Annotated in this window: 13 protein-coding genes and 1 pseudogene; 5 read left to right on the forward strand and 9 right to left on the reverse strand. The window is 53.2% G+C overall.

The features are described from left to right. Positions 1-88 precede the first annotated feature (88 nt). The 5 genes from KO508_RS01470 to KO508_RS01490 all read right to left on the reverse strand — a co-directional run bounded on the left by KO508_RS01470 (position 89) and on the right by KO508_RS01490 (position 3812). Complete coding sequence (locus tag KO508_RS01470; protein WP_216006574.1) at positions 89-898, reverse strand: hypothetical protein; 810 nt, start codon at positions 896-898, stop codon at positions 89-91. 101 nt (positions 899-999) lie between these two features. Next, the gene (gene tnpA, locus KO508_RS01475) at positions 1000-1401 is read right to left on the reverse strand and encodes an IS200/IS605 family transposase (RefSeq protein ID WP_216006575.1); all 402 of its coding nucleotides are present in this window, start codon (positions 1399-1401) and stop codon (positions 1000-1002) included. A 109-nt stretch (positions 1402-1510) separates the two neighbouring features. Continuing rightward, on the reverse strand, positions 1511-1822 hold the full coding sequence (locus KO508_RS19015) for a DUF2511 domain-containing protein (RefSeq protein WP_216006576.1): 312 nt from the start codon (positions 1820-1822) through the stop codon (positions 1511-1513). Between the two features lie 99 nt (positions 1823-1921). After that, positions 1922-2248 (reverse strand): hypothetical protein, encoded by a 327-nt coding sequence (locus KO508_RS01485; protein ID WP_088557788.1) that lies wholly within the window; start codon positions 2246-2248, stop codon positions 1922-1924. A 451-nt stretch (positions 2249-2699) separates the two neighbouring features. Beyond that, the gene (locus tag KO508_RS01490) at positions 2700-3812 is read right to left on the reverse strand and encodes an S-(hydroxymethyl)glutathione dehydrogenase/class III alcohol dehydrogenase (protein ID WP_216006577.1); all 1113 of its coding nucleotides are present in this window, start codon (positions 3810-3812) and stop codon (positions 2700-2702) included. 101 nt (positions 3813-3913) lie between these two features. Between KO508_RS01490 and KO508_RS01495 the strand changes: the two are divergent. From KO508_RS01495 to KO508_RS01510, 4 genes and pseudogenes are all read left to right on the forward strand, one after another. Then, positions 3914-4057: pseudogene (locus KO508_RS01495) on the forward strand (FAD-binding domain-containing protein); the annotation flags it as partial. 49 nt (positions 4058-4106) lie between these two features. Further along, positions 4107-4526 carry a YkvA family protein gene (locus KO508_RS01500; RefSeq protein WP_216006578.1) on the forward strand — a complete coding sequence of 140 codons (420 nt, stop codon included), beginning with the start codon at positions 4107-4109 and terminating at the stop codon, positions 4524-4526. Between the two features lie 67 nt (positions 4527-4593). After that, a complete protein-coding gene (locus KO508_RS01505) occupies positions 4594-5370 on the forward strand; it encodes a MotA/TolQ/ExbB proton channel family protein (RefSeq protein WP_216006579.1) in 777 nt (258 codons plus the stop codon). A 5-nt stretch (positions 5371-5375) separates the two neighbouring features. Continuing rightward, positions 5376-6329: a flagellar motor protein MotB gene (locus tag KO508_RS01510; protein WP_216006580.1), complete on the forward strand. Its 954-nt coding sequence runs from the start codon at positions 5376-5378 to the stop codon at positions 6327-6329. A 29-nt stretch (positions 6330-6358) separates the two neighbouring features. Here the strand turns inward: KO508_RS01510 and KO508_RS01515 are convergent, their stop codons facing one another. After that, positions 6359-9484, reverse strand: coding sequence for an efflux RND transporter permease subunit (locus tag KO508_RS01515; protein ID WP_216006581.1), 3126 nt, complete (start codon positions 9482-9484; stop codon positions 6359-6361). Continuing rightward, positions 9481-10731, reverse strand: coding sequence for an efflux RND transporter periplasmic adaptor subunit (locus KO508_RS01520; protein WP_216006582.1), 1251 nt, complete (start codon positions 10729-10731; stop codon positions 9481-9483). Before KO508_RS01520 ends, KO508_RS01515 begins: the two co-directional genes overlap by 4 nt. A 153-nt stretch (positions 10732-10884) precedes the next feature. Here KO508_RS01520 and KO508_RS01525 point away from each other — a divergent pair, with 153 nt between their 5' ends. After that, positions 10885-11310 (forward strand): potassium channel family protein, encoded by a 426-nt coding sequence (locus tag KO508_RS01525; RefSeq protein ID WP_252737867.1) that lies wholly within the window; start codon positions 10885-10887, stop codon positions 11308-11310. A gap of 24 nt (positions 11311-11334) precedes the next feature. Here the strand turns inward: KO508_RS01525 and KO508_RS01530 are convergent, their stop codons facing one another. Together KO508_RS01530 and KO508_RS01535 are read right to left on the reverse strand one after the other, a co-directional pair. Continuing rightward, positions 11335-14565, reverse strand: coding sequence for an efflux RND transporter permease subunit (locus KO508_RS01530; protein ID WP_216006583.1), 3231 nt, complete (start codon positions 14563-14565; stop codon positions 11335-11337). Then, the gene (locus KO508_RS01535) at positions 14562-15611 is read right to left on the reverse strand and encodes an efflux RND transporter periplasmic adaptor subunit (RefSeq protein WP_354667990.1); all 1050 of its coding nucleotides are present in this window, start codon (positions 15609-15611) and stop codon (positions 14562-14564) included. The genes KO508_RS01530 and KO508_RS01535 overlap by 4 nt, the downstream gene beginning before the upstream one ends. Positions 15612-15668: the final 57 nt, after the last annotated feature.

A 15668-nucleotide genomic window follows, 5' to 3' on the forward strand; every position in this document is an offset into this window, starting at 1 on the left:
TGTGTACTTTTAACGCCGCAATAAAAGGCGAGCGTAGCGAGTCCAGCCCACTATTTTTTGTGGGCGGTTTTTCATTGCCTTGTTATATTTATATTTGGGAAACATTTGTAATTAGATAACGCTTAATCACACCTCTTGCAGTCCTTGTACATTTCGCATCAAACAGCAGCTTCCCCCCGCCTTCCGTTTCTTGTGCGTAATGCATAGACCAAGTTAATAGCTGTTTTTGCATTGAACTCACGCCTTCCTCTATTTTAAAAGATACAGTTCTATCTAACTCATCAATGTAAAGACGGCCATAGCCAGATAAAATATTATATCGAGTGACATTACCCTTAATATTACTTGTGATGTCATTATCTGTTTTAAGGGATACCTTTTCTAAAGTTTCAGAGTCGAGCCTTACAACTTCACCAATTTTTTGCCTTTTAATAGTGATCACCACTCCATTATTTTTTTTAATGGGCCTTTGAGCTTGTTCAAGTGGTATTTCTAAAGCCTCCTCCATTTCTCCTATGAACGGCTCAATTCTTTCTGCAAGTTTTCGTACATGAGGAGTTTCTGGTTCATAGGCTAATTCCAGTGTTTTTGACCATGTCCATTTAACTAGATCATAAAACGCTGCAGCTGCAACACTTACACCAATAGCATCTTGGTTAGTTACTACAAATGTTACTATTTGCTCAAAACTACCTTTTCTTGATGGGTTTATATATAATTCACCACCTTCAATACGATGCCCTTTACGGCGTATTTCTCCTTCATTTAATAACGCATGTGCCGTAATCGAGAGAGCCTTCGCAAACCCTTGAAAGGAAACCGCAGCATCATACATATCAAGGCGACCATCTTCCGCATCACCGTAATGATATTTAATTGCAAACTTTATTTGAGTCAAATGCACTCTCCATGTTCATGAGAAAAATATAACGCCCGGGCTCAGCCGCCGGTTTGGAGCGGCAGCGGAAAACCGGTCGGCTGGAGCCCATTGTTATGCCATTACTCAACGCGGCTATCCAACGGGTCATGTCGCTTAATATAGTCAGTAGCATTGCTCAGGTGGCTTTCATCCTTGATATTTGTACAGGCCTTTCCGCCCCAGAGCTGCTTTTCGTGCAACTGTTTTAGGACGGGAAATTCCTTTCGAATCAGCCTTGATGTATAGCCGAGAATGGTTTGTGAAATAAATGACGGCTCAGCATCCCCCTGAACGAGGATATGGATGTGATTCACAGCTGCTGCTACAGCGTGAACTTTTAAATCGATGCTTTCAGCCTTTTCCGTCAGAAGCTGCTCCAGTCGGCTACGAATCCGCTCATCGAATACGCTTTTGCGATACTTCGTAGCTGCCGTGAAATGATAGCAATTTTGGTAGGCTTCATATTCAGAGCGATAAAACATCAGAAATTAGAACTCCCTATCACATAACGCCTGCATAAACGGCGCCCGACTAGGGCGTCCGGTGGACGGCCGTCAGGCCGGGAACGAATTTAATGCACTTGTTAAATTATTAGCACTGTTTTAGAGCCAATTTCGTCATTTCACCAATATTGATTTTTGTTCCCGGGATATCCGGGTTATCACGCCAGATAGAATTGATAGGCTGGTAACCCTTACTTCGCGCAAAACCATTCAGCTGATACTTTTTGTCACCGACTATGAATATGGCTGCACGCCCTTGAACACAATCTAGCCGCCCACCTTCAACAGTGAATGGCCATTCCCCTCCATATTCAGACGCCGACACCTCCGTTCCGGACTGCCCGCAACCAGAGACGAGAAGGACAGAAGCTGAGATGAACAAAACCATAACTCTATTCATGTGAACCCTTAAATTTAACGCTAGCCATAAGCGGCGCCCGACTAGGGCGTCCGGTGGAGGGCCATCGGCCCGGAACAACCTTCATGGCCTTGTTAGGCCTTAAACGTAAACAAGCAATGCTGGCGCATACGCAGACCAGTAAAGAGCGACTGTACCCGCAAAGCTCATGGAAATTGCGGCGAATGGCAACCATTTGGATGCGCGAAACAGTGCTGAAAAGGCCAAACCGAGACACAGAATAGGCAATACCACCCACCACTGAATCGTCCGGAAAACAAACTCCGAGTAAGCAGTCTGCTCTACACCAAAGCTATACCAGAGTTGCGTAAATGACTTGGCGGCCTCTGGTTGGTTTAGCGCATAGATAAAGTAGGACTGCGCAAACACGAAGAACAGAATGAACGACCAAAAAAACAGCTTCTTCATACTATGACCTAACAGCTAATTATACGAACACATTCGCATATCACCCATTCGTAAAACTCTACTGGATCGCGTCCAAAATACAAAACTTTCATCATTAAAACAGCACCTTGAGGCTCCATCACCACAGCTACCGCTGGAGTTATGCGCCCTATAGTGAGCCACCCTTGCTCCCTTCATGGGCGTATAACTCCACCATTCTAGCCCCTACTTTCACAAACTATCAGGCAGTTACGGGCATTTCTCAGTTGAACTCGGGAGTTTTACGAATGCGTTCGTATAACTCCGCTAATCCTCAGCTATAGGCCACAAGGCCCTAGTGTCCCGTCTGGCTAGTTAAAAGGCAGCGAAGCAGGCAAACCTGAGAAGCTGGTCCATGTCAGCTACTCAGGTTTGGCGCTATGTCGACTCGCCAACCAACGTTGGATGTTGGTACGAAGGAACAGGACTTGTTTTAGAAGTGAATGACCGTACGAATACTCTTACCCTCATGCATCAACTCAAACGCCTTGTTGATATCTTCCAAGGGCATTTTGTGGGTGATGAATACATCCAGTGGGATTTCACCTTTCTCTGCTTTTTCCACGTAGCCCGGCAACTCCGTCCGACCTTTTACACCGCCGAACGCTGAGCCTTTCCATACTCGGCCTGTGACCAGTTGGAACGGGCGAGTGCTGATTTCTTCGCCCGCACCGGCAACGCCGATGATGATGGATTCACCCCAGCCCTTGTGGCAACACTCTAGTGCCGAGCGCATAAGCTGAACATTGCCAACACACTCAAAAGAATAGTCCACGCCGCCGTCTGTCATATCGACGATGACTTCCTGAATGGGTTTGTCGTAGTCCTTTGGATTAACCACGTCGGTGGCGCCTAGCTGTTGCGCAATCTCAAACTTACCGGGGTTGATATCTACGGCGATGATACGGCTCGTTTTTGCCATTTTGGCGCCAATGATCGCCGCCAAGCCGATACCACCCAAGCCAAAGATTGAAACCGTTGCGCCTTCTTCAACCTTGGCAGTATTCAACACCGCACCAATGCCAGTAGTTACGCCACAACCCAACAAGCACACTTTATCCAGAGGGGCTTCCTTGGGGATTTTTGCCAGAGACACTTCCGGTAATACCGTGTATTCCGAGAAGGTTGAGCAGCCCATATAGTGGTACAAAGGCTCACCTTTGTACGAGAAGCGAGACGTTCCATCGGGCATTACGCCCTTGCCCTGCGTTGCTCGCACGGCGCCGCATAGGTTGGTTTTGCCAGAAGTGCAGAACTTGCACTCGCCGCACTCGGCGGTGTACAGCGGAATCACGTGGTCGCCAATTTCCAGACCGGTCACACCCTCCCCCAAGGCTTCGACAATCCCACCGCCTTCATGGCCCAAAATAGTCGGAAATAAGCCTTCGGGGTCAGCACCTGACAGCGTGTAAGCATCGGTATGGCAAACACCCGTTGCCACAATGCGAATCAGCACCTCACCCTTTTGAGGCGGTGCTACATCCACTTCAACGATTTTCAGCGGTTTGTTCGCCTCAAAGGCCACGGCAGCACGGGATTTGATCATCTTGATTCTCCTCTGATCCGGTTTGGCAAAGCCGACATCGGCCTTATCAAGGCTACTGTACCATCGAACAAAGCCCCTAGCCCCCGTGCGTTCACCGGCGGAGAAACGGCGTCGCATGGTTTGAAGAGCAGTTAATCGACTATGATGTAGCAAGCAACTATGGCAATTGGCAGTATCTGGCAGGCGTAGGCGCCAACCTGCGTGGCCTGCATACCGTAGATGCGGCAGACTGGCCACTTTCATGACATCATGACACTCGGTTACCGGCAATAAACTAACAGAGGACTCTTGTTCATGGCTTTGTTCAGCCAGAAAGATGCACGCAAACAGCTAGATGCTGAATCGGAGAAGGTAAACCGCATTGATTTGGAAGCCCTGCTTGAACGGCAGAGGGCGATTGAGGAAAAGGTCAAAAGCAGCGGCAAGTTGCAACGCTTCAGCGCGGATATCAAGCTGATGTTTTCCATGATTCAGGATTACTGGAACGGCAATTACCGCAGTGTGCCATGGAAGAGCATTGCAGCTATGGCTGGGGCACTGCTTTACGTAATGAACCCGCTGGACTTTATTCCCGATCTCATTATGGGTATCGGATTTGTGGACGATGTTGGCGTTGTTGCACTATGTTTAAAATTGGTTGAGTCGGATCTGCACAAATACGCAGCTTGGAAAGAGCATAAGGAAGAACACGGAGATCTAACACAATCGGATTGATCGATTAATGAACTACAGGTAATCTCACCGCCTGCAACTTATAACCAATACATTTCCCGGAGAGCATGTGGATTTTGCCACCCTAATTGGCCTTATAGGCGCCATCTTACTTATCGTGACTGCCGTTGTTCTTGGTGCTGCTCCGGGTGTTTTCCTTAACGGCGCATCGCTATTGATCGTTATTGGTGGCACGCTTCTGGTTGTGCTGGCAAAGTTCAGCATTCCTCAGTTTTTAGGTGCCTTCAAAGCCGCCGCCCGGGCCTTCAAGTTTAAACTGCCAGAGATCCAAACCAGTATTGAAGAGTTGGTGGATGTTGCCAATGTTGCCCGCAAAGAAGGCGTTCTAGGCCTTGAAGGGCGTGAACTCAGCTCTCCGTTCCTCGGCAAAGGCATTCAAATGCTAGTGGATGGCCAACCCGGCGATACCATCAAGCAGCTTTTGGATAAAGAACGCTTGATGACGCTAGACCACAACCGCTCCGGTGCCAAGGTGTTCACAGCCATGGGCGATGTAGCACCTGCAATGGGTATGATCGGCACCCTGATTGGTCTGGTGCAAATGCTCTCGAACATGGAAGACCCCAAATCCATAGGCCCAGCTATGGCGGTTGCGTTGCTGACCACACTCTACGGCGCAATGATTGCAACCATGATCGCTGGCCCCATTGCCGATAAGCTCACACTGCGCATGACCGAAGAAGCCCGCCTACAGATGCTTTATACCGATGCACTGGTGGCCATTCAGCAGGGAACGAACCCGCGCGTGATTGAACAGATGCTCTCCAGCTACTTGCCCCCGAACCAGCGTGACAAAGCGCCCGAGGCGGAGGCCGCCAGCGGATAAGCGCTATGGACGAGCTTCCAGAAGAAGAAAAACCGGGTATTCCAGCTTGGGTTGTGACTTTTGCCGACCTGATGTCGCTGCTCATGTGCTTCTTTGTGCTTTTACTGTCGTTTTCCGAAATCGACGCAATGAAGTTTAAGCAGATTGCAGGCGAACTGTCGAAAGCCTTCGGTGTGCAGCGAGACGTGCCGGCACTGGAAATCCCCATGGGCACCAGCCCGGTCTTTGATACATTTTCGCCTGCCCCTCCGGAACCAACTCTGGTTAACGAAGTTAAACAGACCACCACCGATCAACAGCCGGAACTGCAAACTCTTAAAAGCCCCACGGAACAAGCTCTGGACGCAGCTGCAGAAGAAGCTCTTGAAGCCAGAACTGCAAGCATTCAGGAGGTGCTTGAAGATGCTATCGACGACGGGCGCATTACAGTAGAAACTGACCAAGACCAGCATCGAATCGTGATTCGAGTTGAAGAAAAGGGTTCATTTCCCTCTGGCTCAGCGAAGCTAACCTGGGAGTTTGAAGGCCTACTTCTGGAGATGGCCGAAGTGCTGGCCGATATGCCAGGCAAACTAACGGTGGAAGGCCATACCGATGACATCCCCATTCGGACAGCGCGTTTTTATAGCAACTGGGATCTTTCAGCTGCCCGCTCCGCAGCCGTCGCAAATGTTTTGTTGGCCACGGGTGATGTTGAGCCAACGCGCCTAGCTGTCAAAGGCTTGGCCGACACAGACCCCAGAGTAGGCAATACGTCGTCGGAAAACCGCGCCAAAAACCGACGTGTCGAAATCATTATCGATATGTCTGATCCGCTAGAAGAAGAACGTTTGCGGCTTCGGGAGTTGATAGAAAAAGAGAGCAACGAGCGCGAAACTATCATCGATATACGCCCCCTTGGCCCGGAAGCAAGTTTAGACTCAGGTTCAGGATCGTCTGACAACAGTATTACTTGGTAAACCAAGCGTTAGTCGGCATATCCGGTCACCTAAGCTCCCCGCCATTCCCGAAACTGTTCCAGCCAAGACAACAGCGCCGGGATCACCAACAACACCAGTACCGTAGACAGCCCCAGGCCAAAAGCAATCGAGGTGGCCATGGGAATCAGGAATTGCGCCTGCAATGAGGTTTCAAACAGCAGCGGCAGCAATCCACCAATGGTGGTCAACGAGGTCAGCAATACAGCACGCACCCGCTGCACGGCAGCTTCGTTCAGTGCCTCATTAATACCTAGCCCTTTCTCACGCTGATGATTGTAAAAGGAAACCAGTATGATCGCGTTGTTCACCACAATGCCCGCGAGACCAAACAACCCGAACAGCGATAGAACCGTAAGTTGAATCCCCATCACCCAATGGCCTAACAAGGCACCTACCAGTGCGAACGGAATAATAGCCATCACGATCAGCGGCAGGCTCCAAGAAGCGAAGACCCACACTAATATTACGTACATCAAGGCTATACCGACGACTAAACCGGTTTTCATATCGGCGATGGTTTCTCGCTGATCCGCCGAGCGGCCTTCAAAGCTGTAGCGTACATTGTAGCGGCTGGCGATATCGGGCAAGGCATCCGCTTCCAGACTCTCGATGATTTGTGCCGTGGTGCTTACCCTTGTGTTCAGGGCAGAGGTAACTTCTACCGCCAGCTTGCCGTCGGCGTGGCGCAATGCCTCAAAACCTTGATGGTGATCCAGATTCATCACTTGTCCCAGTGGCACGAAACGGCCGGCGGGTGTGCGCACGGTCACGCGGGATAGAGTGGATAAACGCTCACGTTGCTCCTTAGGCAACTGCACACGCACTTCCATCTCATCACGACCGTCCTGATAAATCTGGGCGACGCGGCCATCGAAAGCCGCCCGCAATTGGCGCCCCAGATCGGTTGTGGTGAGCCCTAAGGCTTCGCCGTAGGCACTGGTTTGGTAGATTAACTGCTCCCGGCCCCAGGGCATGTCATCTTCTACATCCAATACGCCCGGCAAGGTCGATAACGCCTGCGCCAGCTCTTCAGCAGCAAGCTTCAGGTTTTGTGAGCTGTCACCGGTCAATCGCACATTCACATCCCGGCCCGGAGGCCCGGCTTGACGCTCGGAAATAGCCAGATTATCCAGCCCCGCAGGCAGGGCCAGTCGGCTGCGCCATTCGTTGATGAATTCCGGATTGCGCACGGGGCGCCGGTCGGAAGGCACCAGTTCAATCATCATAGAACCCAACTCATCACCGGACCGGGAGCTCCCTTCCGCGCCCAGTGTTGCGCCTTCCGTGGTAACGGCGTGCAGAATCAGGTTGCCGCCTAGTGCCGACTCTGTTTCGTTTAGCGTCTTCTGCATATCCGCCATAAACCGATCAACGGTTTTGCTGTCCGTGCCCGCAACAAAGCTGGCATTGGCGTATAACACCGAGGGCTCTGGCGTTGGGAAGAAGTTGAACCCGAGGCGACCGCCAGCTAGCAGCCCCACGGTTACTAGCGCCAAAGCGACCACACAGGCCATAGTAATGCCCCTGTGCTCCAAACTACGCTGGGAGAACCGGCGAAAAGGACCTTCACGAAAACGATCGAAACGGCGTTCAAAACCCACACGGAAACGTGCGATGGGATGACGGCTAGGCGCCGCTGGCTCTGGCGCATTCTCATTGGCATTTCGAGGTTTAAAGGCATGCCGCAAGTGCGCGGGCAGAACAATGAAGCATTCAAGCAAAGATGCAATAAGTACGCAGATCATGATGACTGGAATATCACCAAGAATATTACCAATAACCCCACCCACCACCAGCAATGGCATAAACGCCGCAACCGTGGTTAACGACGACGCCAGTACCGGCCAAACCATGCGCTTGGCTGCGCCTTCCGAGGCATAGATGGAAGCCTCGCCCATGCGGGCGTGGGCGTCTGCGTCCTCCCCAACAACAATGGCGTCATCAACAATAACCCCCAGCGCCATAATCAACGCAAACAAGGACATCATGTTGATAGAGCCGCCAATCAGCCAGAACACACCCAAAGCTGCCAGAAACGCCGTGGGGATACCGACCGCCACCCAAAGTGCAACGCGCCCGGGGAGGAACAGGTACAGCAGGCACACAACCAATATCAAACCGCTGAGACCGTTATTAGTAAGGAGGGAGATACGGTCGTTCAACAGCTGCCAGGTCTCGTCGTAAACTTCCAACTGTATAGAGGGCGGCATCGTGGCCTGGGTATCTTCAAGCCATTGTTCCAAAACATTGGCGGCTGCCAAGGAGTTTCCGTTCTCGGCTCGTTGCAGCTGCAATTCAATGGCCGGAAAACCGTTGCGGGTGAGGGATACCTGGCTATCGCGATTTTCTTGGCGAACATCGGCTATATCCCCCAGCCGCAGCTGAACACGCTCATCGCTGAGTAGCGGTAACGACTCAAATGCCTGAGGATTGCGCCTTTGTTCAACGGATCGCAGTTCCCGCGCAGAGTCCTGCTGCGCCATGATTCCGGCGGGCAAGTCCCGCGAAACTGAAGCCACTCTGTCGGCAACCTGCCCGAGGGTAAGCCCCAAGGTCTCCAGCCTTTCAACCGGTATATCGATACTGATTTGCTGCTCGGGCAACCCCCGGAAAGACACCCGGTCTATACCCTGTTGCAAGAGTTCATCTTCGTAGCGGTAAGCCAAGGCCCGCAGCTCGCTGCGATCAACATCTCCGAACATCAATAGACGAGCAACGGGCTCGTAACGCTCGATACGGGCAACTCGGGGCTCTTCAGCGTCTGTAGGTAGGTTATTGAATTCATCAACTTGCTGGCGCACATCATCCAGCGCAGTGATCGGGTTGGTGCCCTCCTGAAACTCCAGAGTGATCGACGCAATGCTTTGGGCCGACGTGGAGGTCATTTTCTTGAGGCCATTCACACTGCGAAGCCGCTGCTCCAGCGGATTGGTAATGCCCTGCTCCACATCCTCTGCAGAGGCACCACTCCAAACCACACGCACGCTGACTATATCGAGCGCAAAAGTAGGAAAAAACTGCACGTTCATACGGGTAAGCGCCAAGGTACCGGCGAGTAGCATCATCAACATCACCAGGTTGCCAGCAACCTTATGATGTACAAAAAAGCCAATGACGCCTTTTTTTCGCCTCATTTCGGGGCGCTCCCCTTGTCTTCATCTATATTTGCTATGTCTACTTTCAAGCCGGTAAGCGCATTCGGAAGGTGGGTAACAATCAGCTGTCCGCCGGGCTTTAGCGCCTCACCGGCGACTAAAAGGTGCCGCCCGCCGTTGGCGGAAACTGCTTCGCCAACCCGTTCAATAGAAACACGCTGCATGCGGCTGTCATCTGCAACCAGATATACGTTATCGGCGCCGTATAGAGCGCTGAAAGGAATAGCTACCGTTCCACTGCGCTGCGGCCGTTCAAGGCTGACGGGCAAAAGAGCACCCGGGCGTAAGCCCGCTGAGTCTCCTGCCAACGCGAGAATGGCCTCGGTTCCGGCAGGGTCGCTGGTGCCAGCAAAACGCTCGAGCCGGAATCGAACCTCCTGCTTATCACTGTACGCATAGAGATCCATGCCACTGGCCAACGCATTCAACAGCTCGGACCGGTATTTTTCAGGCACTCTGGCCCTGATCTCCATACGTTCTGTGGCGTAGACCGAGAGCAGCTTCTGGTTTCTTGATACCTGATCGCCCACCGCTACCTGAACATCCGTTACCACGCCATCGAAAGGCGCGACAACGCGAGCGCGCTCGGCATCTCGTTGGGTGGTGGCCAGTGTTGCTTCGGCCTGAGCCAGTCTGGCTTCTAGACTCTGCAACCGCGCAGGGTGTTCATCGATAGCCCGCTGGCGATTGCTGGCACTGAGTTCCGCTCTGGCCACTCCGTCGGTTACACTTTCCAGATTCTCTAGGGATGCAAGGTTACGATCGACTAAAGAGCGGGTGCGCTCCCGCTGCCTGCGGGCATTGTCCAGCATGGCTGTCTCGCTTTTTAGCGCCGCCTGATCGTTGCGATAACGCACCTGCTCTGAGCGAATTTGAGCCGCAAGGTCAGCCACTTGAGCCTTTGCCTGAGCAAGCACTGGCTCAATATCCTGAGCATCCAGAGCCACCAAAAGGTCACCTTTGCTAACCCGTTGCCCCTCGGCGATGGGCCGCTCCCGGATGCGTCCAGCCAGGGTGGCAACCACCAAAACCTGCTCAGGCGCTACGATCTCACCGTAAAGAGGTAACACAGGGGTATGAGCTTTTGGCTCAACCCGCTGAACCTCCACTCGCCAACTGCGTTCGGTAGCGGAGATTTGAGCTGGCTCCGGGCGAGTCATTTTCAAAAACAGGAAGCCCAGAACTCCGGCGACCAGAATGATTGCGGGTATAAATCGTTTGGACATAGCGTACGGGCCAGCTAAGGTAAATAAAGCTCCGCCAGAAGGCGGGAACGAATAACCAGATATCTCTTCAAGGCACCTGAAAAGCACTTCCGGATTACTATAAAGCGTACTGTCAGGAGTACTATACGTTTGTTCTCAGAAAACTATGCCAACCTGCTCAGCGCCACAGTTATCAACGCCTTCATTGTGGTGATTGTTGTGTTTATGCACCGCGAGGCGCTTGTTCGCCTGAGCGACCTTTTGAAAGCAATGCACACCCACCATAACCTGCGTCTGGTCACGGCTGTCCTTGGCGTTTTGCTGGCTCACACGGTGCAGGTGTGGGTATTTGCCGCCGCCTTTTTTTTCATGCACCACGCGGATACCTGGGGCACTCTGGCAGGCAACTTCAACGGCAGTTTTCTGGACTGCGTTTACTTTTCTTTTAGCACATTTACCACCGTTGGCTATGGTGATATCGAGCCCTTGGGCGCGCTACGTTTTTTGACCGGAATCGAAGGGCTCACAGGGTTAGTACTGATCACTTGGAGCGCTTCGTTCCTGTTTATGAAAATGCAGCGCTACTGGACAGGCAGTTAGCAGCCTGTCCAGTAGCTCGCAGCTTTATACCCACTTGCATCTGGCCAAGGTGTAATACAGCAGAGGCACTACCACAACAGTCAGCAAGGTCGAGAGCGCAAGCCCGAACACCAGCGAAATCGCCAGCCCGTTAAAGATCGGGTCATTGAGGATGAAGTAAGCACCCACCATCGCTGAGACCGCTGTCAGGGCTATGGGTTTGATCCGCACAGCCCCCGCCAGAACTACAGCTTTCTCCAGCTCAATTCCTTCTTTCAGGAGTTGCTGAATGAAGACCACCAGCAATATGGAGTTGCGCACGATAATACCTGCCAGCGCAATCATCCCGATCATACTCGTTGCGGTGAACTCCCTATCCAGCAGAGCATGCCCGGGCATGATGCCGATCAGGGTCAGCGGTATGGGTGCCATGATCACCAACGGCAGAATATACGAACGGAATTGCGCCACCAGCAACACAAAGATCATGAACACACCTACGCTGTAGGCTGCCCCCATATCCCGGAAGGTTTCATAGGTAATCTGCCACTCACCGTCCCACTTGAGCGTACCTTTTTCCGGCAGCGGTGGCTGATCAATAAAAAACTGCTCCGGCGCGCCTTTTTGCTGATTCAACAGGGATACCATGGCAAACATACCGTACAGAGGGGAATCTATATCACCGGCCATGTCGGCCGTTACATAGGTCACCGGCAGCAGATTCTTGTGGTAAATTGCCCCCATCCAGTCGGCTTCGCGCACCTGAGCTATGCTGGCCAGAGGCACTAGATTGCCATCGCGGCTGCGCACCTGTAGAGACATAAGCACCGATGGCTGAGCCTTATCGGCATCCTCAAGCGTTACCCGAATAGGTACGGGGTATTTTGCGTAGTCGTCGTGCAAGAAGCTGATGTTCATGTCACCCAGCGCCATCTGTAACGCCTCAACCACTTGTGCCTGAGATACGCCCAAGCGGGCAGCCCGGGCACGATCCACTGCAATTTCCCACTGCCGTGCGGGAGCTTCAAGCGTAGTATCAATATCCACAAGGCCTTCCACCCCCGACATCCCGGCAGCTACAGAACGGGCCAGTTTGGCGCGCTGATGAGCGTCTGCACCGTAAATCTCTGCCACCACGGGCGAAAGCACAGGCGGCCCCGGTGGCACTTCAACAATTTTGACGCTGGCATCGTAGCGCTTGCCAATAGCGGTCAGGGGCGCGCGCAGCGTCTGGGCGATATCATGGGACTGGCGGGGCCGCACGCTCTCATCGCTGAGATTGACCTGAATATCACCCTGGTAGGGGTCACTTCGCAGGTAGTACTGGCGCACCAGACCATTGAAGTTAATGGGTGCAGCAGTGCCAGCGTAGCTCTGCCAACTGGTCACTTCGTCAACGCTCTCCAGATAATGCCCCATTTCCAGAAGCGCCCGCTGGGTTTGCTCAACCGGCGTGTGTTCGGGCATATCAACCACAATCTGGAATTCGGATTTATTGTCGAAAGGCAGCATTTTCATGATCACCGCCTGAAACCCCGGCAACGAAGCCGCCACCAGAGTGAGCAGGATCACGCCGAGAGCCAGAAAGCGGCGACGCCAGTGGTGCTCACCCAGGAAGGGCGTAAGAACACCGCCAAATATTCTCATGGCCACGGGGCTGACCCCGTCCGCTGAACTGCCGGATTCTTCCGTTTCCGTCGCGGTTTCGCCTTCTTTGCGCTTCAACAACCGGAACGCCAGCCAGGGAGCGACCACAAACGCAACGATCTGGGACAGCACCATACCGGCAGATGCGTTGATAGGAATGGGGCTCATATAAGGCCCCATCAAGCCGCTCACAAAGGCCATAGGCAACAGCGCCGCCATAATAGTGAGGCTGGCCATAATGGTGGGCGTACCCACTTCATCCACCGCTACCGGAATAATGTTCTTCAAGGGATGGTTGGAATTGCGAATGCGGCGGTTAATGTTTTCTGTAATCACTATGCCGTCATCCACCAGAATACCGATGGAGAAAATCAGAGCAAACAGGGACACCCGGTTCAGGGTAAAGCCCCAAGCCCAGGAGAATACCAGCGTTAGCAACAGCGTAATCAGTACCGCTATGCCGACAATCAATGCCTGCCGCCAACCCATAGCGATCAGCACCAACAAAACCACGCCCAGAGTGGCAGATATCAGGTCAGAGATGAGTTTTTGCGCCTTGGCAGAGGCCGTTTCGCCGTAATCCCGGGTAACAACCACTTCCACACCCTCAGGCAAAGCCCGGTTGCGGATCTGCTCCAGCCTCTGCTCAATGGCCCGTGTGATATCCACGGCGTTTTGCCCGGGCTTCTTAGCGATGGCCAGCGTCACGGCCGGGTACACATCACCAGGCTGACCAACACTGTTGGCATCCACTGCTGGGCCAAAACCAGTCATCACACTCTGGTCGGCCACAGAGCCGCCACGACTGACACTGGCTACGTCGTCCAGATACACCGCAGCACCAGCGTGCATGCCAACCACGAGGCTGCGCACATCATTGACGCTCTCTAACAAAGTGCCGGCCTGAACCGGAATGGACAGGTTATCGCGAGTAATACGAGTTTCCTGAGCGCTGGCATTGGCTGCTTTCAGGGCATCGCGAATATCACCGAGGGTAAGATTGAACCCGGCAAGCAAAGCCGGATCAAAATGGATATCCACCCGGTCGGGCACACCGCCCACGGTGTAAACATCCCGGGTTCCGGGCACCCGCTTGAGTGCCACTTCCAGCATGTGGGCCAGACGCGTCAGTTCTTCTCCGGTATGACCATTAACCGGGTCATAAAGAGTCAGTGTCATGACCGGCACATCATCAATGCCTTTGGGCTTGATGACCGGCTGGGAGGCACCCAGCTCTGGCGGCAACCAGTCCTGATTGGAATACACCTGGTTGTAAAGCCGAACCAGCGCTTCCTTGCGCGGAATGCCCACTTCAAACTGCACTGTAATAACAGCCAGACCCTGACGGGACACGGAATACACGTGTTCAACGCCAGAAATTTCGCTCATAACCTGCTCCGCAGGCGTTGCGATGGCGCTTTCCACTTCCTGAGTGCTACCCCCCGGGAATGCGATCATGATATCCGCCATGGTGACGTCTATCTGCGGTTCTTCCTCTTTTGGCGTGACCACAACCGCAAGCACGCCCAGGATGATAGAGAGTAACGCTATCAAAGGCGTTAGATGGTTATTCTGAAAAACCCGGGCAATGGCTCCTGAAGGGCCGACCGGAGGCAGTTGGCTGCTCAATTCCCGGCCTCCTTGTTCAAGCGATCTGAACCCACCAGCTCATCAGGATAGATAACAACTTGCTCGCCTTCGCTCAGCCCTGCCAAAACTTCCAGACGGTCGCCCTGCTGCGCACCGGTACGAACCTGCCGTAACCGAGGGCGGCCTTGCTCATCCAACACAAACACTGCCCTCAGCTCACTGCGACGAACAAGGCTGCTGGCCGGTATCCACAACACTTCACGCGCCGCGACCGGAACGCCCACCTTTACCAACATGCCCGGAAACAATGACCCGTTGGGCTCGTTTAGGCGCATCCGCAAACGGAAGGTATGCGTCTCCGGATTGGCGTAGGGATAAAACGTCATATCGCCGGTTTCCAGCACCCGACCATCGCCGAGGGTCACCTTCGCCTGACGGTCGCGACGTGCCAGATCGGCATATTGCTGAGGCAAATCCACTACAACCCGCAACTGTTCCAGAGACAGCCCACTGAGCAGGGGTTGACCGGGGCTGACAGACTCACCGAGCTCCACATGTCGCTCAGTCAGTATGCCGCCGTATGGCGCGACAATACGAGTGTAGCCCAACTGTTCCTGAGCTTCCGCCAATGAGGCTTCGGCGCGCTCCAGCCGGGCTTTTGCACCGGCAAGATTGTTCCTTGCACTATCAAACTCCTGCCGGGACACAAGCCCACGTTCGTGGATACTCTCAATCCGGTCAAATTGCTGCTGGGCATCATCCAGAGTTGCTCTGGCTTCATCTCGCCCGGCTTGTGCCTGATTGAGCCGAGCACGTTGCTCACTGCTATCCAGCTGCACGATCAAGTCACCAGCAGCCACCGAATCGTCTACATCAAAAGGCAACTGCTGAACGGTGCCACTGGTTTGTGCAGACACGGTACTCTGTTGCACCGCCTCAATCACTCCATCTAGAACCAGAGTTTCCTGCAGCTCACTGCGCGCAACCGGCGCAGTCTGCAACTGGCCAGACGTATCCGCACCCAGAACAGGTCCCGAGCAAATCAATCCAAGCACGATCGCGCCCAGTACAGAAATGTGTCTCACCACCAGCCACCTCGACAATGGTTATTAGCTAATAACCTTAGGTTATCAGGATATTCA

Source organism: Marinobacter salexigens (assembly GCF_018860765.1).
GTDB lineage: Bacteria > Pseudomonadota > Gammaproteobacteria > Pseudomonadales > Oleiphilaceae > Marinobacter > Marinobacter salexigens_A.